Origin of the sequence: Proluteimonas luteida, from assembly GCF_021191695.1 — a bacterium.
GTDB lineage: Bacteria > Pseudomonadota > Gammaproteobacteria > Xanthomonadales > Xanthomonadaceae > Luteimonas > Luteimonas luteida.
The window spans coordinates 45,529-67,717 of sequence record NZ_JAIWPT010000006.1 but is presented as its reverse complement, the minus strand read 5'-3'; the positions used below and the strand labels follow the sequence as shown (position 1 = coordinate 67,717).

Annotated in this window: 19 protein-coding genes; 10 read left to right on the top strand and 9 right to left on the bottom strand. The window is 70.8% G+C overall.

Going from position 1 to position 22,189, the window contains the following annotated elements; all coding sequences use genetic code 11:
• Window positions 1-36: 36 nt before the first annotated feature.
• The 8 genes from adh (at window position 37) to LDO26_RS06960 (ending at window position 9,798) form a co-directional block, all read left to right on the top strand.
• Window positions 37-1,566 carry an aldehyde dehydrogenase gene (adh, locus tag LDO26_RS06995; RefSeq protein ID WP_232130365.1) on the top strand — a complete coding sequence of 510 codons (1,530 nt, stop codon included), beginning with the start codon at window positions 37-39 and terminating at the stop codon, window positions 1,564-1,566.
• A 138-nt stretch (window positions 1,567-1,704) separates the two neighbouring features.
• Complete coding sequence (locus LDO26_RS06990; RefSeq protein ID WP_232130364.1) at window positions 1,705-3,546, top strand: NAD(P)/FAD-dependent oxidoreductase; 1,842 nt, start codon at window positions 1,705-1,707, stop codon at window positions 3,544-3,546.
• A 100-nt stretch (window positions 3,547-3,646) separates the two neighbouring features.
• The gene (gene adhP, locus LDO26_RS06985; RefSeq protein ID WP_232130363.1) at window positions 3,647-4,675 is read left to right on the top strand and encodes an alcohol dehydrogenase AdhP; all 1,029 of its coding nucleotides are present in this window, start codon (window positions 3,647-3,649) and stop codon (window positions 4,673-4,675) included.
• Between the two features lie 154 nt (window positions 4,676-4,829).
• Window positions 4,830-5,345: an azurin gene (azu, locus tag LDO26_RS06980; RefSeq protein ID WP_232130362.1), complete on the top strand. Its 516-nt coding sequence runs from the start codon at window positions 4,830-4,832 to the stop codon at window positions 5,343-5,345.
• Window positions 5,345-7,516, top strand: a complete 2,172-nt coding sequence (locus tag LDO26_RS06975; protein ID WP_232130361.1) for a TonB-dependent receptor family protein — start codon at window positions 5,345-5,347, stop codon at window positions 7,514-7,516. The genes azu and LDO26_RS06975 overlap by 1 nt, the downstream gene beginning before the upstream one ends.
• A gap of 19 nt (window positions 7,517-7,535) precedes the next feature.
• Window positions 7,536-7,934 carry a DUF779 domain-containing protein gene (locus LDO26_RS06970; RefSeq protein ID WP_232130360.1) on the top strand — a complete coding sequence of 133 codons (399 nt, stop codon included), beginning with the start codon at window positions 7,536-7,538 and terminating at the stop codon, window positions 7,932-7,934.
• A gap of 137 nt (window positions 7,935-8,071) precedes the next feature.
• Complete coding sequence (locus tag LDO26_RS06965) at window positions 8,072-9,100, top strand: class 1 fructose-bisphosphatase (RefSeq protein ID WP_232130359.1); 1,029 nt, start codon at window positions 8,072-8,074, stop codon at window positions 9,098-9,100.
• Complete coding sequence (locus LDO26_RS06960) at window positions 9,097-9,798, top strand: 2OG-Fe(II) oxygenase (RefSeq protein ID WP_232130358.1); 702 nt, start codon at window positions 9,097-9,099, stop codon at window positions 9,796-9,798. The genes LDO26_RS06965 and LDO26_RS06960 overlap by 4 nt, the downstream gene beginning before the upstream one ends.
• A 270-nt stretch (window positions 9,799-10,068) precedes the next feature.
• Here the strand turns inward: LDO26_RS06960 and LDO26_RS06955 are convergent, their stop codons facing one another.
• From LDO26_RS06955 to LDO26_RS06945, 3 genes are all read right to left on the bottom strand, one after another.
• Complete coding sequence (locus LDO26_RS06955; RefSeq protein WP_232130357.1) at window positions 10,069-10,503, bottom strand: response regulator; 435 nt, start codon at window positions 10,501-10,503, stop codon at window positions 10,069-10,071.
• Complete coding sequence (locus LDO26_RS06950) at window positions 10,500-11,603, bottom strand: sensor histidine kinase (RefSeq protein WP_232130356.1); 1,104 nt, start codon at window positions 11,601-11,603, stop codon at window positions 10,500-10,502. The genes LDO26_RS06955 and LDO26_RS06950 overlap by 4 nt, the downstream gene beginning before the upstream one ends.
• Window positions 11,604-11,818: 215 nt before the next feature.
• Window positions 11,819-12,928, bottom strand: a complete 1,110-nt coding sequence (locus LDO26_RS06945; RefSeq protein WP_232130355.1) for a PA0069 family radical SAM protein — start codon at window positions 12,926-12,928, stop codon at window positions 11,819-11,821.
• 206 nt (window positions 12,929-13,134) lie between these two features.
• Here LDO26_RS06945 and LDO26_RS06940 point away from each other — a divergent pair, with 206 nt between their 5' ends.
• The gene (locus tag LDO26_RS06940) at window positions 13,135-14,463 is read left to right on the top strand and encodes a sigma-54 interaction domain-containing protein (protein ID WP_232130354.1); all 1,329 of its coding nucleotides are present in this window, start codon (window positions 13,135-13,137) and stop codon (window positions 14,461-14,463) included.
• Between the two features lie 64 nt (window positions 14,464-14,527).
• On the opposite strand, the gene LDO26_RS06935 is transcribed toward LDO26_RS06940, so the two are convergent.
• The 6 genes from LDO26_RS06935 to LDO26_RS06910 all read right to left on the bottom strand — a co-directional run bounded on the left by LDO26_RS06935 (window position 14,528) and on the right by LDO26_RS06910 (window position 20,346).
• Complete coding sequence (locus tag LDO26_RS06935; protein ID WP_343226163.1) at window positions 14,528-15,754, bottom strand: hypothetical protein; 1,227 nt, start codon at window positions 15,752-15,754, stop codon at window positions 14,528-14,530.
• Between the two features lie 202 nt (window positions 15,755-15,956).
• The gene (locus LDO26_RS06930) at window positions 15,957-16,727 is read right to left on the bottom strand and encodes a hypothetical protein (protein ID WP_232130352.1); all 771 of its coding nucleotides are present in this window, start codon (window positions 16,725-16,727) and stop codon (window positions 15,957-15,959) included.
• Window positions 16,728-16,739: 12 nt separating this feature from the next.
• Window positions 16,740-17,459 carry a C39 family peptidase gene (locus LDO26_RS06925; protein WP_232130351.1) on the bottom strand — a complete coding sequence of 240 codons (720 nt, stop codon included), beginning with the start codon at window positions 17,457-17,459 and terminating at the stop codon, window positions 16,740-16,742.
• A gap of 175 nt (window positions 17,460-17,634) precedes the next feature.
• Entirely contained in the window at window positions 17,635-19,143 is a 1,509-nt protein-coding gene (locus LDO26_RS06920; RefSeq protein WP_232130350.1) for a FapB/FapC family functional amyloid domain-containing protein, read from the bottom strand.
• 61 nt (window positions 19,144-19,204) lie between these two features.
• Window positions 19,205-19,831, bottom strand: a complete 627-nt coding sequence (locus tag LDO26_RS06915; RefSeq protein ID WP_343226162.1) for a FapB/FapC family functional amyloid domain-containing protein — start codon at window positions 19,829-19,831, stop codon at window positions 19,205-19,207.
• Window positions 19,828-20,346: a FapA family amyloid fibril periplasmic chaperone gene (locus LDO26_RS06910; RefSeq protein ID WP_232130349.1), complete on the bottom strand. Its 519-nt coding sequence runs from the start codon at window positions 20,344-20,346 to the stop codon at window positions 19,828-19,830. Before LDO26_RS06910 ends, LDO26_RS06915 begins: the two co-directional genes overlap by 4 nt.
• Before the next feature lie 302 nt (window positions 20,347-20,648).
• Here LDO26_RS06910 and cls point away from each other — a divergent pair, with 302 nt between their 5' ends.
• Complete coding sequence (cls, locus tag LDO26_RS06905; protein WP_232130348.1) at window positions 20,649-22,091, top strand: cardiolipin synthase; 1,443 nt, start codon at window positions 20,649-20,651, stop codon at window positions 22,089-22,091.
• The last annotated feature ends 98 nt before the right edge of the window (window positions 22,092-22,189 follow it).

Sequence of the window (22,189 nt, the reverse complement as noted above, 5' to 3'; positions counted from 1 at the left end):
CCCCAACGGGCACACCCAACGCAGGAGAGTCGACACATGAATGCCGTCACCGCACCCCGGCCGCAGGCCACCGATCCGGGCACGATCTTCAAGCAGCGCTATGCCAACTTCATCGGCGGCAAATGGGTGGAGCCGAAGTCCGGCCAGTACTTCGACAACACCACGCCGGTCACCGGCAAGGTGTTCACCTCGATCCCGCGCTCCAACGCCGACGACATCGAAGCCGCGCTCGACGCCGCGCATGCGGCCAAGGACGCCTGGGGCCGGACTTCGGCCACCGAGCGCGCCAACGTGCTGCTGAAGATCGCCGACCGCATCGAGCAGAACCTCGAGCTGCTGGCCCACGCCGAGACCTGGGACAACGGCAAGCCGATCCGCGAGACGCTCAATGCCGACCTGCCGCTCGCGGTCGACCACTTCCGCTATTTCGCCGGCGCGATCCGCGCGCAGGAGGGCGGCATCTCGGAGATCGACCACGACACCATCGCCTACCACTTCCACGAGCCGCTGGGCGTGGTCGGGCAGATCATCCCGTGGAACTTCCCGCTGCTGATGGCGGTATGGAAGCTGGCGCCGGCGCTGGCCGCGGGCAACTGCGTGGTGCTCAAGCCGGCCGAGCAGACCCCGGCCAGCATCCTGGTGCTGGCCGAGGTGATCGGCGACCTGCTGCCCGACGGCGTGCTCAACATCGTCAACGGCTTCGGCCTGGAGGCCGGCAAGCCGCTGGCCTCGAGCAACCGCATCGCCAAGATCGCCTTCACCGGCGAGACCACGACCGGGCGCCTGATCATGCAGTACGCCTCGCAGAACCTGATCCCGGTGACGCTGGAGCTGGGCGGCAAGTCGCCGAACATCTTCTTCGCCGACGTCATGGCCGAGGACGACGATTTCCTCGACAAGGCGGTCGAGGGCTTCGTGCTGTTCGCCTTCAACCAGGGCGAGGTGTGCACCTGTCCGTCGCGTGCGCTGATCCAGGAGTCGATCTACGACGAGTTCATGGCGCGCGTGCTCAAGCGCGTGGCGGCGATCAAGCAGGGCAACCCGCTCGATCCCAACACCCAGGTCGGCGCGCAGGCCTCCAGCGAGCAGCTGGAGAAGATCCTCAGCTACATCGACATCGGCAAGCAGGAAGGCGCCGAGGTGCTGATCGGCGGCGAGCAGAACAGGCTCGACGGCGATCTTGCCGGCGGCTTCTACGTCAAGCCGACGGTGTTCAAGGGCCACAACGGCATGCGCATCTTCCAGGAGGAGATCTTCGGGCCGGTGGTGTCGGTGACCACGTTCAAGGACGAGGCCGAGGCGCTGGCGATCGCCAACGACACGCTCTACGGCCTCGGCGCCGGCGTGTGGAGCCGCGACGCCGCGCGCCTGTACCGCATGGGCCGGGCGATCCAGGCCGGCCGGGTGTGGACCAACTGCTACCACGCCTATCCAGCACATGCCGCATTCGGCGGCTACAAGCAGTCGGGCATCGGCCGCGAGAACCACCGGATGATGCTCGACCACTACCAGCAGACCAAGAACCTGCTGGTCAGCTATTCGCCCAAGGCGCTGGGCTTCTTCTGATCCGGCCCGGTGGTGGGCCGCGCCGGACGCGCGGCCCGTCGTGGGTGCACCGTCCCTCCCCCAAGGTCACGTCGGTGCACGGCGGGCCGCCGATCGCGGCGGTCCGTCATTTCCCCCATTCCGCCGCGAGGAAATCCCATGGCCGTTGCCGAAGAACTCCTGTCCGCCGAAATCGCCCGTACCGCCACCCCGACCCACACCCTGCAGCGCTGGCTCGCCAGCTTCGCCGACGCGCTGGCGCGCGACGACATCGACGACGCCGTCGGCTATTTCGCCGAGGACTGCCACTGGCGCGACCTCGTGCTGTTCAGCTGGAACCTGGTCACCGTGGAAGGCCGCGACGGCGTCCGCGACCTGCTGGAACAACGGCTGCAGGCCACCGCCCCGTCGCACTGGCAGGTCGAAGGCGAGGCCAGCGCCGCCGACGGCGTGGTCGAGGGCTGGATCAGCCTGGAAACCGCCACCGCCCGCGGCAAGGGCTACGTCCGCCTGAAGGACGGCCTGTGCTGGACGCTGCTGACCAGCATGCGCGAGCTCAAGGGTTTCGAGGAGCCACGCGGACGCCGCCGCCCGCTCGGCGCGCAGCACGGCCACGCCCATGCGGACAAGCGCAACTGGGCCGAGCGCCGCCGCGACGAGGCCGCCACGCTCGGCATCACCGAGCAGCCGTACTGCCTGATCGTCGGCAGCGGACAGGGCGGGCTGGGGCTGGGCGCGCGGCTCAGGCGCCTGGGCGTGCCGACGCTGATCGTGGACAAGGCCGGGCGTCCCGGCGACCAGTGGCGCGGGCGCTACAAGTCGCTGTGCCTGCACGACCCGGTCTGGTACGACCACATGCCCTACCTGCCCTTCCCCGAGCACTGGCCGGTGTTCACCCCCAAGGACCAGATCGGCGACTGGCTGGAGATGTACGCCAAGGCGATGGAGCTGAACATCTGGAACCGTACCGAGTGCGTCAAGGCCGACTTCGATGAAGCCGCCGGGCACTGGAACGTGACGGTGATGCGCGATGGCGAGCCGGTGGTGCTGCATCCCGTGCAGCTGATCCTGGCCACCGGCATGTCCGGCGTACCCAACGTGCCGAAGTATCCCGGCGCGGAGACCTTCGCCGGCCAGCAGCACCATTCCAGCCGGCATCCCGGCGGCGATGCCTGGCGCGGCAAGCGCGCGGTGGTGATCGGCGCCAACAACTCGGCCCACGACATCTGCGCCGACCTGGTCGAACACGGTGCGCAGGTGACCATGGTGCAGCGCTCGCCTACCCACATCGTGCGCTCGGAAACGCTGATGGAGGTGGTACTGGGACCGCTGTACTCGGAGGAAGCGGTGGAGAACGGCATCACCACCGACAAGGCCGACCTGATCTTCGCCTCGATCCCCTACAAGGTGATGCCGCAGTTCCACCGCGCCGCGTTCGACGAGGTGCGCCGCCGCGATGCCGATTTCTACGCGCGGCTGGAGCAGGTCGGCTTCATGCTCGACTTCGGCGACGACGACACCGGCCTGTTCATGAAGTACCTGCGCCGCGCCTCGGGCTACTACATCGACGTCGGCGCGTCCGAGCTGATCGCCAACGGCAGCATCGCGCTGGCGAGCGCGCCGGGATTGAACGTGGACCACATCGAGCCCGACGCGGTGGTGCTGTCCGACGGCCGCCGCCTGCCGGCCGAGCTGATCGTCTACGCCACCGGCTACGGCTCGATGAACGGCTGGGCGGCGCAGCTGATCAGCCAGGACGTCGCCGACAAGGTGGGCAAGTGCTGGGGCTACGGCTCGGGCACGACCAAGGACCCGGGCCCTTGGGAAGGCGAGCTGCGCAACATGTGGAAGCCCACGCAGCAGGACAAGCTGTGGTTCCATGGCGGCAACCTGCACCAGTCGCGGCACTACTCGCTGTATCTCGCGCTGCAACTCAAGGCGCGCTACGAAGGCCTGGACACGCCGGTCTACCGGCTTGCGCCGAGCCACCACCTGCAGTGACGCACCCGCACCGGCTTGATCCCGATCAGTGCGCCGCGTTTCCGGATCGGCCATGTTCGAGGTTCCCCGCCTCCGATCCCAATTCCAGAGGAGATACCCCATGCACAAGACGATGAAAGCCGCGGTGGTCCGCGCATTCGGCCAGCCGCTGACGATCGAGGAGGTCGAGGTGCCGCGGCCGAAATCCGGCGACATCCTGGTCAAGATCGAGGCCTGCGGCGTCTGCCACACCGACCTGCACGCCGCCGAGGGCGACTGGCCGGTCAAGCCGAACCCGCCGTTCATCCCCGGCCACGAGGGCGTCGGCCACGTGGTCGCGGTCGGCGACGGCGTGACCCACATCAGGGAAGGCGACCGCGTCGGCGTGCCGTGGCTGTATTCGGCCTGCGGCCACTGCGAGCACTGCCTCGGTGGCTGGGAGACGCTGTGCGAGACCCAGCAGAACACCGGCTATTCGGTCAACGGCGGCTTCGCCGAGTACGCGCTGGCCAACGCCGGCTACGTCGGCCTGCTGCCGAAGAACGTCGGCTTCGTCGAGATCGCGCCGATCCTGTGCGCCGGCGTCACCGTCTACAAGGGCCTGAAGGTCACCGACACCAAGCCCGGCGACTGGGTGGTGATCTCGGGCATCGGCGGCCTCGGCCACATGGCGGTGCAGTATGCGAAGGCGATGGGGCGCAACGTCGCCGCGGTGGACGTGGACGACGCCAAGCTCAAGCTGGCCGAGCGCCTCGGCGCCACGGTCACCGTCAACGCCAGAACCACCGACCCGGTGGCCTACCTGAAGAAGGAGATCGGCGGCGCCCATGGCGCGCTGGTCACGGCGGTCTCGCCGAAGGCGTTCGAGCAGGCGATCGGCATGGTCCGGCGCGGCGGCACGGTCTCGCTCAACGGCCTGCCGCCCGGCGACTTCCCGCTCGACATCTTCGGCCTGGTGCTCAACGGCGTGACCGTGCGCGGCTCGATCGTCGGCACCCGCCTGGACCTGCAGGAGTCGCTGGACTTCGCCGAGCAGGGCAAGGTCGCGGCGACGGTGACCACCGATTCGCTGGAGAACATCAACGATGTGTTCGCGCGCATGCACAAGGGCCAGATCGAGGGCCGCGTGGTGCTCGATTTCGCCGCCTGAGCACGGTATCGCGCCGCCGGTCGCGGGATGTCCGCAGCCGGCGGCGTGAGCGCTGCGTGGCCTTCGCTGCGGCGCCATCTGCTACGGTGCGCAGCCGCGCCGCAGCGTATCCACGCGCGCCGGTGCGCCGATCCGCCCACCACAAGGCGTCCGCATGCCGTCCGATCCGCGCCCCCCACGCATATCCGCCCTCCCATCTCCGGCGCGCGCGCGCCGCGCCAGCCGCGCCGCGGCCTGTCTCGCCGGCCTCGCCCTGCTGGCGCTGGCGCCCGGCGCATTCGCGCGCACCTGCGCGCTGGCCATCGGCAGCGACGACGCGATGCGCTTCGACCGCCAGGAACTGCGCATCGCCGCGGACTGCAGCGAGGTCGAGCTGACGCTGCGCCACAGCGGCCGGCTGTCGGCGACCACGATGGGCCACAACTGGGTGCTGACCCGGACCGCCGACTATCGCCCGGTCGCGATCGCCGGCGGACGCGCCACCGCCGCCAACAGCTACCTGCCGCCCGGCGACCGGCGCGTGATCGCGCATACGCCGCTGATCGGCGGCGGCCAGACCACCACCATCACCTTTTCCACCGCCGACCTGCAGCGCGGCGGCGACTACACCTACTTCTGCTCGTTCCCCGGCCACTGGAACCTGATGAAGGGCCGGCTGGTGGTCGAATGATGCGTCGCCTCCCGCATCCATCCGCCTGCCGGCGACCGCGCCCCACGCTGCTCGCGACCACCCTGTTCGCGGTGCTGGCGGCGCCCGTCGCCGGCGCGGTGGATGCCGCGGACGACGTCGCCGACGCGCCGGTGACGCTGGAGCGCGTGCGCGTCGACGCCACCCGGCTGCGCGGCGTGGCCAGCTTCGACACGCCCGCATCGGTCGACACCATCACCCTGGCCGACGACAGCAACCGCGCCGAGTCGATCGCGTCCGAACCGCTGGACGGCGTGCCCGGGCTGCTCGCGCGCGACCGCCAGAACCACGCCCAGGACACCCAGCTGTCGATCCGCGGCTTCGGCGCGCGATCGACCTTCGGCGTGCGCGGGGTGCGCCTGTTCGCCGACGGCATCCCGGCCTCGATGCCCGACGGCCAGGGCCAGCTGTCGCACTTCAACCTGGTCGGCGGCGACCGCATCGAGATCATGCGCGGGCCGTTCTCGGCGCTGTACGGCAATTCGTCGGGCGGCGTGGTGCAGCTGTGGAGCGCCGACGGCCAGCCCGGCGATCCGTGGCGGCTGAAGACCAGCGTCGGCAGCAATTCGACGACCAACCTGGCCGCGCAGCTGCGCGGCGGTGGCGAACGCATCGGCTACAACGTCGCCGCGTCGCGGTTCGACAGCGACGGCTGGCGCGACCACAGCGCCGCGCGCCGCGATTCGGCGAACGCCAGGGTCCGCATCGATTTCGGCGACCGCCGCACGCTGGACCTGGTGGGCAACTGGCTGGACCTGCCCGAGGCCCAGGATCCGCTCGGTCTGACCGCCGAGCAGGTGCGCGAGAACCCGCGCCAGGCCACGGCGGTCGCAACGCAGTTCAATACCCGCAAGTCGGTGCGCCAGCAGCAGGCCGGGGCGGTCTACGAGCACGGCATCGGCGAGGCGCAGACCTTGCGGGCGATAGCCTATGCCGGTTCCCGCGCGGTGACCCAGTACCTGCCGCTGCCCGTCGCCGCGCAGGCCAACCCGCTGAACTCGGGCGGGGTCATCGACCTGGACAACAGCTACGGCGGGTTCGACCTGCGCTGGAGCTGGGAAGGCACGCTCGCCGGCAGGCCGCTCGAGCTTACCGTCGGCGCCAATGCCGACCGCCAGCGCCAGCACCGCCAGGGCTTCGAGAACTTCGCCGGCGAGGCGCTCGGCGTGCGCGGCGCGCTGCGCCGAGACGAGCGCAACCGGGTCGAGAACAGCGACCAGTTCGCCCAGGCCTGGTGGGCGTTCGCGCCGCGCTGGTCGCTGCTGGCCGGCGTGCGCCACAGCGAGGTGGAATTCGCGTCCGACGACCACTACGTCACCGCGGGCAATCCCGACGACAGCGGTGCGGTCCGCTACCGCCAGACCTCGCCGGTGGCCGGGCTGATGTTCGCGCCCGGCGACGACCTGCGGCTGTACCTGTCGGCCGGGCGCGGCTTCGAGACGCCGACGTTCAACGAGATCGGCTATCGCGCCGACGGCGGCGCGGGCCTCGCACTCGACCTGCGGCCGGCGATCAGCGACAACCTCGAACTCGGCCTGAAGTGGCGCGGCGCCGCCGGCGCGACCGTGGATGCGGCACTGTTCCGCGCCGAGACCGACGACGAGCTGGCGGTCGCGCGCAACGTCGGCGGCCGCAGCAGCTTCCAGAACATCGGCCGCGCGCGCCGCCAGGGCGTGGAGGCCGCCTGGCGGCAGCCGCTGGGCGATGCCCTCGACCTGCAGCTGGCCTGGACCTGGCTCGATGCGAGTTTCCGCGACGCCTACCTGATCTGCAGCGGCGCAGGCTGCACGGTGCCGGACACGCCGGTCGACGCCGGTGCGCGGATTCCCGGCGTCGCCCGCCAGCAGTTGTTCGCGCGGCTGCAGTGGGACGACGGCCGCTGGGGCGGCGCGCTGGAAGCCGTCGGCCTCGGCGACGTGGTCGCCAACGACACCGGCAGCGCGCGCGCGCCCGGCTACCTGCTGCTCAACGCCGAGGCCTCGCGGCGCTGGCGCTTCGACGCCGGCGAACTGCGCACGTTCGCGCGGCTCGACAACCTGCTCGACAAGGCCCACATCGGCTCGGTGATCGTCAACGAAGGCAATGGCCGCTTCTACGAGCCGGGCGCCGGCCGCGGCGTGCTGGTCGGCGCACAGTGGACCTGGCAACGCTGACCGCCCTGGAGACGCGCGCATGACACCACCGAACGATCCCGCCGCCCCCGATACCCGCCAGGTCCTCGCCACGCCGGCCGCGCTGGCGTTGATCGAGCGGCTGCGCGCGCGTCACGGCGACCTGCTGTTCCACCAGTCCGGCGGCTGCTGCGACGGCTCCTCGCCGATGTGCTTTGCGGTCGGCGATTTCATCGTCGGCGACCGCGACGTGCGCCTGGGCGAGATCGGCGGCGCGGCGTTCTACATCAGTCCCTCGCAGTTCGAATACTGGAAGCACACCCAGCTGATCATCGACGTGGTCGAGGGCCGCGGCGGCATGTTCTCGCTGGAGAACGGCGAGGGCGTGCGCTTCCTGGTGCGCTCGCGGCTGTTCCGCGACGACGAGTACGCGGCGCTGCAGCAGGCGGGCCGCGTCTGACGGCGGAACGTCGGGAACGGCAGCCATCGCAAGCCCGGCAGCGGGACCGCGCGGCAGCCGTCCAGCGACGCCGGTCCGGGACAGCATCGGCGATCCGCGAGACAATGGCCGCCCCTCCGTCGCCAGGCCGCCTTCCCATGTCCCGCATTTCCCTGACCCGCCACCTGATCGAGGAACAGCGCGAAGGCCGGGTGACGCCCGACCTGCGGCTGCTGCTGGAGGTCGTCGCGCGCGCGTGCAAGTCGATCTCGGTCGCGGTCGGCAAGGGCGCGCTGGGCGGCGTGCTCGGCGAGGCCGGGGGCGAGGCCGGCAGCGTCAACGTGCAGGGCGAGGCGCAGAAGAAGCTCGACGTCATCAGCAACGAGATCCTGCTCGAGGCCAACGCCTGGGGCGGCCACCTGGCCGCGTGCGCGTCGGAGGAGATGACCCATTCGCTGCCGATCCCCGACGCGTTCCCGCGCGGCAACTACCTGCTGGTGTTCGACCCGCTCGACGGCAGTTCCAACATCGACATCAACGCCAGCGTCGGCACGATCTTCTCGGTACTGCGCTGCCCCGACGGCGTGAGCGCGCCGCAGGACCACGACTTCCTGCAGGCCGGCAGCACCCAGGTCGCCGCCGGCTACTGCCTGTACGGCCCGAGCACGATGCTGGTGCTGACCATCGGCCACGGCACGCATGCGTTCACGCTGGACCGCGAGCAGGGCTCGTTCGTGCTGACCACGGCCAACATGCGGATCCCGGCGCAGACCCGCGAGTTCGCGATCAACATGTCCAACCAGCGGCACTGGGAAGCGCCGACGCAGGCCTATGTCGCGGACCTGCTGGCCGGCAGCGACGGGCCGCGCGGCAAGGATTTCAACATGCGCTGGGTCGCGGCGATGGTCGGCGACGTGCACCGCATCCTGACCCGCGGCGGCATCTTCATCTATCCCTGGGACCGCAAGGACCCGGCCAGGCCCGGCAAGCTGCGGCTGATGTACGAGGCCAATCCGATGGCGATGCTGGTCGAGCAGGCCGGCGGCGCGGCGACCACCGGCCGCGCGCGCATCCTCGACGTGCAGCCGACCTCGCTGCACCAGCGCGTGCCGGTGTTCCTCGGCTCGAAGGACGAGGTGGAGACGGCCACGCGGTATCACCTGCGCCACGACAGCGCCGCCGCGTGAGCGCCGCCGACTTCATCGAGATCACGCCCGGCGCGCTGGCGCCCGAGACCTGCGCGGCGATCGTCGCGCGGATGCGCGCCAGCGCGCAGCTGCATCCCGGCGAGATCGGCGGCGGCGTGTATCCCGAACTCAAGCGCAGCCGCGACCTGGCGATCAGCGACCGCGCCGACTGGGCCGATGTCGCGCAGCAGCTCAATGTCGCGGTGTTCGGCGGCCTGACCGCCTACCTGCGCAAGTATCCGCAGGCGCTGATCGCGCCGCTGATGCTGCAGCAGCCCGGCGCCGACGGCACCCTGCAGCGGCTGACCGCCGAGGACTTCGCCGACATGGACGGCAAGCGGCTGGCCGGCCTGGTGCAGACCTGCCTGCGGCCGGGAAAGATCAACCTGCAGTGGTACACCGCCGGCGAAGGCGGCTATCCGTACTGGCACTGCGAGCTGTATCCGCGCGACGCCAGTGGCGAGACGCTGCACCGGCACCTGCTGTGGACGTTGTATCTCAACGACGAGTTCAGCGCCGGCGAGACCGAATTCCTGTTCCAGCAGCGCAAGGTCGCGCCACGCACCGGCGACCTGCTGATCGCACCGACCGCGTTCACCCACACCCACCGCGGCAACCGGCCCGAGCGCGGCGACAAGTTCATCGCCACCAGCTGGATCCTGTTCCAGCGGGCGGAGACGCTGTACGGGGGCGGTTGAGCCCCTCTCCCGCTGGCGGGGTGAAGCGGTGCGCTTGCGAGCCATTGGCTCGCGGGCCGATGAACGCCCGTGCGCCGGCGCACGGGCGGGGTGCGCGAAGCGCGGGGGTTGGGGTGAGGGCGCTGTGGCGCGGTGCTTCGGCGGGAACTAGAAAAGCGGGCCTCGCGATCGTCGCCCTCGCCCCACCACCTGCTCCGCAGGTGGTCCCCCCCTCTCCCGCACATCGGGAGAGGGGCGTCGGTGTCATTCGCCTTGGGCGAATGACGACATCTAGTTTCGGGGGTGGTTGAGCACCAGCCAGTAGAGCCCGATCTGCTTGACCACTTCGACGAACTTGCCGAAATCCACCGGCTTGCGGATGTAGCTGTTGACGCCCAGTGCGTAGCTGGCCTCGACGTCGAACGGCTCGGTGCTGGTGGTCAGCACCACCACCGGCAGGCCGCGGGTGGCCGGATTGGCGCGCAATGCCTGCAGGACCTCGCGGCCGTCGAGCTTGGGCAGGTTGAGGTCCAGCAGCACGATCGACGGCAGGTCGGCGGCGTCGCGTTGGGCATGGCGGCCGCGGGCGAACAGGTAGTCGAGCGCGTCGGCGCCATCGCCGACGACGACCAGCTGGCCGTCGATGCCGGCCTCGGCGAAGGCGATGCGGGTCAGTTCGGCATCGTCGGGATTGTCTTCGATCAGCAGGATCGTGTGTCGGGTCATTGCTGCGGAACACCTTCGTCCGGCACCGCCGGCAGGTCGATGAAGAACGTGCTGCCGATCCCCTGCTCGGACTGCACCCGGATACGTCCGCCCTGCGCGTGCGCAAGCCGCTGCGCGATCACCAGGCCCAGTCCATGGCCGCCGCCATCGTCGGCGCTGTGCAGGCGGCGGAAGGGGGCGAACAGCTTGCCAGCATAGCGCATGTCGAAACCGCGGCCGGCATCGCGGATCGTGAGCCGCATGCGGCCGTCCACGGCTTCGCCGTCGATCGCGATCGATACGCGCTCGCGTTGCGACGAGAACTTCCACGCGTTGTGCAGCAGTTTGCCGAGCATCTGCTTGATCGCGTGTTCGTCGCCAAGGGCCCACAGGTCCGGCGCGATCGCGATGTCCGCGGCGCGCGCGGGCTCGGCATCCTGCAGTTCGGCGCAGACCCACGCGCCGAGCAGGCTGATGTCGACCGCGCGCGCGGGCCGCGACGACTTCCCGGCCCGCATGTATTCGAGCAGCGCATCGATCAGTCCGCCGGCGTTGACCGCGGCGCCGGAGATCCGTTGCAGGTGTTCCTGCGCGACGGCATCGCCACCGCCCTGCGCGATCAGGCGCCGCGAGAACTGCTCGACCGCGCGCACCGGCGCGCGCAGTTCGTGCGAGATGCCGAAGGCCAGCGTTTCCTGCTGGCGTTCGAGTTCATGCTGTGCGGTGACATCGTGCAGCTGCAGCAGCAGGCGCGTGGCGCCGTCCGCGCGCCCGGCGGGCAAGGGCTGCAGGTCGAGCTGCAGGTGCCGGTCCCCGCCGTCTTCCGTGGACACCGTGACCGGCAGCAGCTGCAGGCCATCGCCGCCGTCGGCGATGCGCGCCACGGCGGCGTCGATCTCCGCCGCGACCGGGGCGAGCGCGGTGCGGTGGGCCGGCCCACCCGCCAGCGTCGCCGGGTCAACGCGCAGCAGGCAGCCCAGTGCGGGATTGGCCTGCAGCCAGGTGCCGTCGGCCGCGAGCACGGCGATGCCCGAGCGCAGCCGGTCGAACAGCGGCTGGTCGAAGATCGGCGGCGCCGCGCCGGAATCGGGCGCGGACCGCGAGGCGGACGGATCGGACATCGGGGAGTGGCTGGCGGCGGCAAGGCGCGAATGCGGCGCACAGTGTAGGAAATCCGCGCGTCGACGCCAGGTGCACGCGGCGTGAAGACGCCCTGCCCGGCACCGCACCACGAAGGCCGCATGCCGCCACGCCGGCCACTCCCCGATGTCCGATCCGGCCCTGCACCGCGGCAGCGTCCTCCTCCGCACCGGATCGCCCGATGGCGCGACGGGCCCTACAGGTCCCCGAACAACGACCCCTGCGGCGACGGCGCACGCGGCGGCACGAACAGGTCGCTGCGCAGTGGCGGCAGGCGGCCGAAACCGAGCGCGCGGTGCGCGCGGGCGAAGCGCGCCGCCAGCAGATCGGCGAATACGCCGCGTCCGCGCATGCGCCGGTCGAAGCGGCTGTCGTAGTCCTTGCCGCCATGCAGCTGCTGCATCAGGCTCATCACGTGCGCGGCGCGTTCGGGATAGTGGAGTTCGAGCCATTCGCGCCACAGCGTCTTCAGCTCGTGCGGCAGGCGCAGCAGCACGTAGCCGGCCGAGCCCGCGCCCGCCTCGCGGGCGGCGCCGAGGATGGCCTCCAGTTCATGGTCGGTGATCATCGGGATCACCGGCGCGACCATCACCCCGACCGGCACGCCGGCCTCGGCCAGCGCGCGCATCGCCCGCAGCCGCGCGTGCGGCGCCGCGGCGCGCGGCTCCATCTTCGCCGCGAGCCGGTTGTCGAGCGTGGTGACCGAGAAATGCACCGTCGCCAGCCCCTGCGCGGCCAACGGCACCAGCAGGTCGAGGTCGCGCAGCACCAGGGCGTTCTTGGTGATCAGGCTGAAGGGATGGCGGGTTTCGGCCATGACCTCGATCAGTTGCCGGGTAACGCGGTAGCGGCGTTCGATCGGCTGGTAGGCATCGGTGTTGATGCCCAGCGCGATCGGCGAGCACACGTAGGCGGGCCGCGCCAGTTCCGCGCGCAGGCGTTCGGCGGCGTTGGTCTTGGCGAACAGCCGGGTCTCGAAATCCAGCCCCGGCGACAGGTCCAGGTACGCGTGCGAGGGCCGGGCGAAGCAGTAGATGCAGCCATGCTCGCAGCCGCGGTAGGGATTCACCGACTGGCTGAAGCCGACGTCCGGGGAACGGTTGCGGCTGACGATGCCGCGGGCCCGCTCCTCGACAACGACCGTCCCCGGCGCGCCGGCCTCGTCCTGCAGCGCCTGCAGGTTGTCCCAGCCGTCGTCCTCGGCCGCGGCGCTGCGCTTCTCGAAGCGGCCGGCCACCCACGAGGCCGAGCCACGGCCCTTGATCGCGGTCGGTTGCGGCGGACGGACGGGGCCCCGGGTGGTCATCGCGGGAGTGTGCCGTGCCCCGGTCTCAGGCCGTGCGACGGCCCGATCCGGCTGCGCCGGGCCGGGCCGCTGTCCTGATTGCCGGCGCGATGGCGTTGGATGGGCTGGAACCGGACCGCGGAGATGCGGTCCGGAGGGGGGGAGGTCATGCGCAATCGCCATGCGCCGGCACGGGGCGGCAGGGACGCGCCGATGGATGCGCCGGCATGAACGCGGCCGACGGGGCCCGCCACTGCGCGCTCTGGTTCGGGGTGCCCTCCGCCCGCGAACAGGCGCTGTTCGCCGCACACGGCTGGCGACTGCGCACCGTGCAGCTGGACTGCGCGCGCCAGGTCGGCATGCGCGGCAACGACGTGGTCATCGCCATCGCCGACCTGCGCTGCGTGGTACCGGGACAGCTGGCCGCACTGGAGCGCACGCTGTCCGAGTATCCCGAGCTGCCGATGCTGGCGCTGCTGGACGCGTCCGACCCCGCCGACCACGACGATCCGCTGCGGCAACGTGTGCTGCGCGGCTGCCGCGACACATTGCGTGCGCCGATCGACCAGGCGCGGCTGGCCGAGACCCTGGCGCGACTGGAGCCGGCACCCGCGCCGCGCCGCGATATCGACAGCATCGGCGGCCGCAGTCCGGCGATGCTGGGCGTGCGCGCGATGCTGCACCGCTACGCCGAGGTCGACCTGCCGGTGCTGATCACCGGCGAATCGGGCACCGGCAAGGAACTGGCGGCCCACGCGCTGCACGACCTGTCGCGGCGGCGCGACCGTCCGTTCGTCGCGATGAACTGCGGCGCGATCGCGCCGACGCTGGTGCAGTCGGAGCTGTTCGGCCACGAACGCGGTGCGTTCACCGGCGCGGCGACGCGCCGCCTGGGCCTGTTCGAATCGGCCGACGGCGGCACCGTGTTCCTCGACGAGATCGGCGACCTGCCGCTCGACGCGCAGACCAACCTGCTGCGGGTGCTGCAGGAAGGCACGATCGAGCGCGTCGGCAGTTCGCGGCCGGTGCATGTCGACGTGCGCGTGCTGGCGGCCACCCACGTCGATCTCGATGCCGCGATCGCGCAGGGCCGCTTCCGCCAGGACCTGTACTACCGGCTCGACGTGCTGCGCCTGCAGTTGCCGCCGCTGCGCGCCCGCGGCGACGACGTGGAACTGCTGGCCAGGGAGTTCCTCGATGCGTTCCGCACGCACAATCCGGTGCAGGCCCGCGGGTTCAGCGCGGCGGCGCGGCGGTGCCTGCGCGAGCACGACTGGCCCGGCAACGTCCGCGAGCTGCTCAACCGCGTGCGCCGCGCGGCCGTGGTCGCAGAACAGGCGCTGATCGAGCCACAGGACCTGCAGCTCGGTCCCGCCGGCGCGCAGGTGGTCGCGCTCGACGATCACCGCACCCGCACCGAACGCCAGGCGCTGCTCGATGCGCTGCGCGAGACCGGCTGCAACGTCAGTGCCAGCGCGCGCCGGCTGCGCGTGTCGCGGGTCACCGTCTACCGGCTGTGCCGCAAGCACGGCGTGTCGCTGGACGAGATGCGCTGAGCGGGGCCGCCGCCGCCGCCCGCGTGCGCGGCGGCCTGGGCCCGCTCTACCGGGCGCGATGGCGTTACAGCGCGTACGGCACCTTCAGCGTCAGGCTGAAGTCGGGCGCGTCCGGGGTCAGGCCGATGCCGAGCACGCCGACGAACGTCGCGCTCGGGGTCATCGCGTGGGTGACGCCCAGGCTCAGCGTCGCGGCGTTGGCGTCGCTGCCGATCAGCTTGACCCACTCCGCGCCCTCGTAACGGGTGCGCGCGCGGGCATTGAGGCGGTCGCTGAAGGAGATGCTGAGGCTGGTGCGCTCGTTGAACGCGAACGCGACGCCGGCGCCGAAGTAGTAGGCGTCGCCGAGCCGCACGCTGCCGGGATTGACCGTCGCCGGGTTGTTGTCGAGATCGGCGAAGTCGCGCGCGAAGGCACGCACGTAGCCGATGTTGCCGAACAGGATCGCCGGATCGGTGGTCTTGACCGCCGACAGGCCGACCGTCGCCTGCCACAGGCCGCTGCCGGTCGGCTGTTCCTCGGGCACCGCGAAGCGGATGAACTCGTCCTCGTCGCGCTCGAGCACGCGCCACGGGATGCCGTAGGGCTCGCGCCCGGTCGGCGCGGTCACGCCGAGGTTGAGCACGGTCTCCGGCCATGCGCCACGCTCGCCGGACAGCTTGAAGTTGGCGCTGGCGTTGATGTCGCCCAGGCCCGCGCCATCGGTCTGCTCCTGTGCGATCGCCGCCGCCGCGCCGCCGGCGCCGCCTTTCTGGTAGACGGTCTTGCGGGCGATGTAGGGCACGTCGAGGTTGAGGCTGAGACGCGGCGACACGCCCCAGCGCGCGGCGAGGTTGTAGGTGAGCGTGTCGGACTCGACGTTCTCGATCGCGATGTTGCCGAGGAAGATCGCATCCAGCGCGAGGAAGCCGTTGAGCGTGAGCTGCTTGCGGTCGTAACGGTTGTAGCTGATGCCGTTCTCGATCGTCAGCCGGCGGTTGAACAGCGCGGTGCTCTGCTGCTTGACGTCGGCGACGCTGCGGGTGTCGGCCTCCTGTGCGCGCTGCGCGTCCTCGGCGGTGCCGGCATAGCCTTCCTCGGCGCGGGGCGCGGGCGCGGTTGCCGGCGGCGGCGCGGCGGTGGCGGCCTGCGGCAGCGGTGCCGGTGCGGGGGCGGTCTGCGCGACCTGCGGCGCAAGGCCGCCGACGCGCGACTGCAGCGCCTGGATCTGCATGTCCAGCTCGCGCAGCCGGCGCACTTCCTGCGCGTAGCTGTGCTTGAGCGCGTTCAGTTCCTGCAGCAGCTGCTGCATCGCCGCGCGATCGGCTTCGCTCAATGCCGGCAGCGACTGGTCCTGCTGCGCGTGGTCCCGTACATCGGCCGGTACCGCTTCCTGCGCCAGCGCGGGGCCGCACGGGACGACGGCAACGGCAAGCGCGACGGCAAGCCGCCCTCGCGCGCATGGTGATGTCGATTTCAAGGTGCCCCTCCCGGATCGACGTGCTGGACGTGGCTCAAAGTCCGACGCCGCGGGTCATCGCGATCGCCTGTGCCACGTTCTGGTGGATGTTCTGGCCCGACGGCAGCGACTGGCGTACCAGATCGAGCTGCAGCTGGTTGCTGACCGCTTGGCCGTCGCCGGCGATGCGGATGCTCTGGCCGACCGAGCTGGCGCCGATCCACTGCTCTGTGGCGCCCTGCCCCGCGACCTGCAGCAGCACGCGCGCCGCGCCGTTGTCGAATCCGGCATGCGCGCTGGCGCCGCCGGACTGCGCGCTGGCGCTGGCGCTGCCGGCGAGCGCCGGGACCGGTGTTGCCGCATCGCCGTCGCGCACGGTCAGCGTGGTGCCGTTGCGCGCGTAGTTGCCGTCGCCGGCGACCTGGATGGCCTGCACCAGGCCGTCGACATTGCCCAGCCCAGACGCGTCGATGGTCCGGGTCCCCGACGCGACCGGCGCCGGCACGCCCTCGGTGATCGTCACGCTCGGCTCGAAGTGCAGTTGCGGCCTGCCGGCGGACAGGTCGAAGCCGATCCGCAGCGCGCCCTGCACGGTCTGGCCGCTGTCTGTCAGCCACGTCGACACCATCGACACGCCGAACCAGGCGATGCGGTTGTCGCCGACGATGTAGCGCCCGCGCATGTCGCCGAGCTCGGCGTCGGGGATCTCGTGCAGCGCCGCGCGCTGCGGGGCGGACGCCTGCTGCTGCGCGTGACATGGCCGCGGCACGCCCGCCAGGACGAGCACGGCCAGCGAGATCGTGGAAATCAGGGTGATGGCACGCATGATGGCGCTCCGTCAGAACAGGTCGGCATGGGTGAAGCCGAAATCCAGCAGCTCGGCATCAGTGACCGGGCCCTGGCGCGCGAACAGCGCCCGGGCGCTGGGGCGGGAGACCGGTTGCAGCAACACGGTGTTGCGGTCGAAGTCACTGGCGATAACGATGAAGACGGCGCGCGACGGCCACGATTCGAGGAACTCGGCCATCGGCACGCTGCGGTTGCCCAGGATCGGATCGGCCACCTCGACGATGTCGCCGACGACCTGCTTGAGCACCACGAAATGGCGGAAGCCGCGCACGTCCATCAGCACCAGGCCGGGAACGCGCAGGTCGCGCAGCCGGGCCTCGTCGACGCGATAGCCGCGCCCGCGCATGCCCAGCGATTCGACATAGCGCTTGATGTCCAGCAGCGAGAAGCCGCGTGCCTGCACGATGTCCGGATCGGCCAGGCCCATCATCCCTTCGATGACGGTGGCCTCGTCGACGTCGAGCCGGTAGGCGTACTTGAGCACCGTGGCCAGCGCCGCCGCGCCGCAGCTGTAGTCGGTGTGCTGGCGCACGAGGTGGCGGAAGCGTGCCTCGCGCATGCTCTCCACCGGAACCCGGTGCACCGCGCCATTGGGCAGGATGCCGTGGAACGCGACGTCGGCCGCGCGTGCATCCGGCGCGCACAGGAACAGACCACACAGCAGTGGCAGCGCCGCGAACGCGGCCCCGCGCAGGGATCGCTGCAACATGACGCCTCCGCTGGGAGCATCCCGGACCGCAGGGTGGCCGCAGCGCGGCTACGCGACGTGCGTCGGGAGCATGAACAGGGTCCGAGGAAGGCCCCGCGCCACGGGGCATGTGGCGCGGGGCTTCCGGGGATACCCGGCCAAGGGGGCCAGGCCGGGTATCACACCATGGTCGGCGTTACTCGCCGCCGTTGGTCGGCGGCGGTGCCGCCGTGCTCGGCTGGGCCACGGCCAGCGACAGGCTGTTGGCCTGCAGGTTGCCGGTGCCGGCCGCCACGTTGACGCCGATGTTGCCCGAGGCCTGGCTGAAGGCGCTGCCCGACAGGCTGGCGTCGTTGGTCGCCGCCACGGCCACCCAGCGGGAGGTCGTCACGGTGCCGCTGAGGCTGGCCTGCAGGTCGCTGTAGCCCAGTTCGACGAAGCCCAGTGCGCCGGACTCGCTGCCCGAGTAGCTGCCTTCCGAGTCGGTGTCGAACGCCAGCCCGCCCACGCCCTGGCGGTAGGGGTTGGCGACCGCGCCCTGGCTGTCGATGTCGTAGTCGGCGTGACCGATCACCGGACCATGCGGATGCAGCTCGCCCTGCCACATGTCGGCATAGAAGTTGGTCTGCTGGTAGGCGTTGCCGGTGGACGCGGTGCTGCCGCTGGCCTGGCCTTCATACGCACCGATGCCGACCGACTGGGTCAAGCCGCGCACCGGGCCGGCGAGCGAAACCTGCACGGTGTCGGTCAGCTTCTGGTAGCTGCCCTGGTTGCTGGTGACGTTGCCCGACGACGACTGGTTGGAGCTGACGGTCGCCTGCGCGTAGGCGGCGGTCGCCACCGACGCGGCCAGTGCGTTCTTCTGCGCGTTGTTGTTGCCGGCGGCGACGTTGACGCCGATGTTGCCCGACGCGGCCGAGAACGCGTTGCCGCCGAGGCTGGCGTCGTTGCGCACGCCCTCGTTCATCGTCAGGTTGCCCGAGCCGGACTGGTTGACGAAGATCTCGGCGTCGGCGAGGCCGAACGCGAAGCTGGCATCGGCCGCCGACAGCGCCGCGGCGTTGTCCTGCACGTTGTTGTCGCCGGCGGCGACGTTGAACGCCAGGTTGCCGGACGCCTCGGAACCGACGTCGCCATCGATCGACGCGGTGTTGTCGAGCTTGTCGTTGAGGCCGATGTTGCCGCTGACCGACTGGCGGTTGTCGATCAGCGCGATCGCCGCCGAGTCCAGGTCGATGTTGCCGGTGATCGTCGGGTCGCCGCTGAAGGCGATGTCCGAGCTCAGCGAGATGTCCTTGTCGATGTTCACCGACACGCCGTGTTCGTTGCGCTCGCGGCGGACGTCGGAGTTCACGTTCTCGGTACGCTCGATGTTCTCGTAGACCTGGTTGGTGCGGATGCGGTGCGCTTCGTCGAGGCTCTGGGCGACGTCGAGCGTGTAGGTCTCGGTCAGGCTCTGGTCGATGCTCTGGCTGACGTCGATGCTGTAGTTCTCGGTCAGCGACTGGTCGATGCTCTGGTTCCAGTCGAAGTTCTCGTTGACCGTGGTGTTGACCTCGGTATTGGTGTTGGTGACGTTGGTCTCGTAGTTGCGCACGTCGTCGATGGTGATGTCGTAGTCGACGATCCGCCAGTCCACGCTCTGGGCCTGGGCCACGCCCGCGGTCGCCGCGGTCACGGCGACGGCCAGCACTGTCCATTTCATGTTCCTGTTCATGATGTCCTCTCTCGCCTTCTCTGCTGTAGGTTCCCGTTGAAGTGCCGAATCACGGGCCGGTCTGCACCGACATCGACAGGGTGTTGCCGATGTCGTTTCCCGAACCCGCGACCTGATTGAGCTGCAGCACGCCGTCGAAACCCTGCAATGCAGTGGCCTCCACGGCCGCCGTGCGGCGGACCGTGTTCGCGCTCCCCGCTTCGCCGACGTGCCGTTGCCCCGCCGACGCGAACGACGACGCCAGACTGCTGTCGTCGTCGGTTTCGCGTATGCCCCGTTGCGCCAGCGACATCGCCACCACGTTGGACATGGCGTTGCGGTTGCCGCTGGCCTGATTGATCGATGCGATGCCCGATGCGCCGGCCAGCGCATCGCCGGCGATGACCGCCGACGCCTGCGCCGGCGACGGCGCGCTGTCGTCGCCGCGCCGCTGGCGCACGTCCGCCGATGCCAGCGCATGGGTGCCGACCGCGACGCTGCGCACGCTGGCCTGCTGGTTGAAATCGCCCGCGGCCAGGTTGATCGCCATCGCGCCGTTGGCGCCGGCGAACGCGCGCCCGTCGATCCGCGAGTCCGCCAGGTAGGCGAGCATTTCCGGATAGTCGTCGGCCGCCGGCAGCGCACCGGCCGCGGTCACGCCCAGCACCACCAGGACGAGGCGGATGCCTGGGCTCACGGGCCACCGCCATTGGCCGGCTGGCCGAGCGGAAACTGTGCCAGCGCACCGGTGACCTGGGTCCCGATGCCGCGGGTGGTGGCGCCGACCGTGCCGAGCGTGCCGCCCAGCGCACCACCGAGCGGATTGGCGGATGCGCCGGCGCCGTCGCGCGGGCCGCCGCCCAGGGCGCTGCCGATGGCCGAGTTCACCGTGGTTGCCATGTGGCCCGTGGCCTGCGCGGCACCGGGTTCGACGCGGTTGCCGGTGTCGAGCGCGAGGAAATCGGCATCGGTCAGCTCGCCGTCGGCCAGCAGCGGCGCCAGCTGCGCGGTCGGTGTCGGGTCGACGATCAGGCCGACGCTCGGCGGCACCCGGCGCACCGCGTGGCGCGCGTTGACGTCGCGCAGCAGCACCATCTCGCCGTGGTTGGCATGGACCCCGGTGCGCGCGCCTGCGGCGTCAGCCGGCAACGCGGCCAGTACGCCGGCGCCGGCCAGCAGGGCGATGGCGGGGAAGCGGACGATGGGAGACATGCGCAGTTCCTCGGGGTCGGGCCAGAGAAACAACGCACGCGCCGTGCCAGTCGTATGAGTCCAATGAAATCAGATACTTGAGAGTCGTTTCCCGCGGATGCGCGCGACCCCCGCGGTGCACGCATGTATCACCCGGAAGCGGCCGCCGCGCGCGTCGGGCCGCGTCGCGACGCGTTTCCCGCGGCCGGCCGGGGTGTATCGCCGGCGTGACACCCCGCAGGTGACGGTTTACATCGACGCCGCCCCGGGCCGCGCTCGCTTACCCTGTCGCCCGGCGCAACCGGCGCCATCGCGGGATCCCCATGTTCGATACCCTGCAACGCGGCTGGGATGCGTTCGTCTCCACGCCCCATCTGCTCACGTTCCTGGCCGTCGGCTGGGCGCTGTATCTGGCGCTGCTGGGCGGCTGGATCGTGCTGCAGAAGCGCGAACCGGTGGCGACGCTCAGCTGGCTGCTCGGCCTGGCGCTGCTGCCCTATCTCGGCTTTCTGGTCTACCAGGTGTTCGGGCCGCAGAAGATCCGCCGCAACCGCCTGCGGCGCGCACGCAGCCGCGCGACGATGTCGGCGGCGCAGCTCGATGCCGAAGACAGCGAGGCGGCCGAGCTGATCCGCCTGTCGCAGGCGGCCACCGCCCTGCCGGTGTCGTCGTCGCGCGAGGTGCGCCTGCTGGTCGACGGCGCGGCGAAGTACCGCGCGCTGATCGACGACATCGCGCAGGCGCGGCACCACGTCCATCTGGAGTACTACATCTACCAGCCCGATGCCGCCGGCACCGCCGTGCGCGACGCGTTGATCGCCCGCGCGCGCGATGGCGTCCGCGTCCGGCTGCTGCTCGACGCGGTGGGCTCGCCGGCCGCGCGCCGGTTCTTCGCGCCGCTGCTCGAGGCCGGCGGCGAGCTCGCCTGGTTCCATCCGACCCGCTTCGGGCGGTTCTGGAAACGCCCCTGGGCCAACCTGCGCACGCACCGCAAGATCGTGGTCATCGACGGCCGCATCGCCTACACCGGCGGCATGAACATCTGCGACGACCAGGACGAGTCGCGCAGGGCCGATGCCTATCGCGACCTGCACCTGCGCCTGACCGGCAAGGCGGTCCGGGTGCTGCAGCTGGTGTTCGCCGAGGACTGGGCCTACGCCACCGGGCGCCGCGATTTCCTCGCCGAGGTCGAGCGGCAGACGCCGCAGGCCGATCCGGGACCGATCCGCACCCAGGTGCTGAGCTCGGGGCCGGATTCGTCATGGGAAGCCATCCACCGTGCCCACGTCGGCGCCATCCACGCGGCCAGGCGCCGGGTGTGGATGACCACGCCCTACTTCGTGCCCGGCGAGGCCGCGATGATGGCGCTGACCTCGGCCGCGCTGGCCGGCCTCGACGTGCGCCTGATCGTGCCGCGCAACAGCGATTCGCGGCTGGTGACGCTGGCGGCGCGCTCGTACTTCGGCCCGCTGCTGGTGGCGGGGGTCAAGGTCTACGAGTACGGTCCGCGGATGCTGCACAGCAAGACGCTGCTGATCGACGACGGGATCGCCATCATCGGCAGCGCCAACTTCGACCACCGCAGCTTCCGGCTCAACTTCGAGGTCTCGATGCTGTTCGACGACGCGGGCATCGCCGCGGAACTGGAGCGCTTCATCAACGGCGAGTTCGCCCACGCGCCGCGCGTGCAACGCGGCCGCAAGCGCGGACTGCTGACCGCACGCCTGCCCGAAGCCCTGGCGCGGCTGTGTTCGCCGCTGCTGTGACCCCCGGCCTCCCGGGGCGCGGCGGCATAGCGGCACGACGGCCGGCGCGCGGGGCACGACAACCGGTGCTGCCGGCGGCGAGGCTGAACCGGTAGACT

Bases quoted from the DNA above. Each gene is read 5' to 3' on its own strand.
- adhP (WP_232130363.1), top strand. From the start codon at position 3,647: ATGCACAAGACGATGAAAGCCGCGGTGGTCCGCGCATTCGGCCAGCCG.
- LDO26_RS06975 (WP_232130361.1), top strand. From the start codon at position 5,345: ATGCGTCGCCTCCCGCATCCATCCGCCTGCCGGCGACCGCGCCCCACG.
- LDO26_RS06930 (WP_232130352.1), bottom strand. From the start codon at position 16,727: ATGCGTGCCATCACCCTGATTTCCACGATCTCGCTGGCCGTGCTCGTC.
- LDO26_RS06950 (WP_232130356.1), bottom strand. From the start codon at position 11,603: ATGTCCGATCCGTCCGCCTCGCGGTCCGCGCCCGATTCCGGCGCGGCG.
- adh (WP_232130365.1), top strand. From the start codon at position 37: ATGAATGCCGTCACCGCACCCCGGCCGCAGGCCACCGATCCGGGCACG.
- LDO26_RS06970 (WP_232130360.1), top strand. From the start codon at position 7,536: ATGACACCACCGAACGATCCCGCCGCCCCCGATACCCGCCAGGTCCTC.
- LDO26_RS06990 (WP_232130364.1), top strand. From the start codon at position 1,705: ATGGCCGTTGCCGAAGAACTCCTGTCCGCCGAAATCGCCCGTACCGCC.
- cls (WP_232130348.1), top strand. From the start codon at position 20,649: ATGTTCGATACCCTGCAACGCGGCTGGGATGCGTTCGTCTCCACGCCC.
- LDO26_RS06920 (WP_232130350.1), bottom strand. From the start codon at position 19,143: ATGAAATGGACAGTGCTGGCCGTCGCCGTGACCGCGGCGACCGCGGGC.
- LDO26_RS06965 (WP_232130359.1), top strand. From the start codon at position 8,072: ATGTCCCGCATTTCCCTGACCCGCCACCTGATCGAGGAACAGCGCGAA.
- LDO26_RS06940 (WP_232130354.1), top strand. From the start codon at position 13,135: ATGAACGCGGCCGACGGGGCCCGCCACTGCGCGCTCTGGTTCGGGGTG.
- azu (WP_232130362.1), top strand. From the start codon at position 4,830: ATGCCGTCCGATCCGCGCCCCCCACGCATATCCGCCCTCCCATCTCCG.
- LDO26_RS06955 (WP_232130357.1), bottom strand. From the start codon at position 10,503: ATGACCCGACACACGATCCTGCTGATCGAAGACAATCCCGACGATGCC.
- LDO26_RS06935 (WP_343226163.1), bottom strand. From the start codon at position 15,754: ATGCAGCAGCTGCTGCAGGAACTGAACGCGCTCAAGCACAGCTACGCG.
- LDO26_RS06910 (WP_232130349.1), bottom strand. From the start codon at position 20,346: ATGTCTCCCATCGTCCGCTTCCCCGCCATCGCCCTGCTGGCCGGCGCC.
- LDO26_RS06945 (WP_232130355.1), bottom strand. From the start codon at position 12,928: ATGACCACCCGGGGCCCCGTCCGTCCGCCGCAACCGACCGCGATCAAG.
- LDO26_RS06925 (WP_232130351.1), bottom strand. From the start codon at position 17,459: ATGTTGCAGCGATCCCTGCGCGGGGCCGCGTTCGCGGCGCTGCCACTG.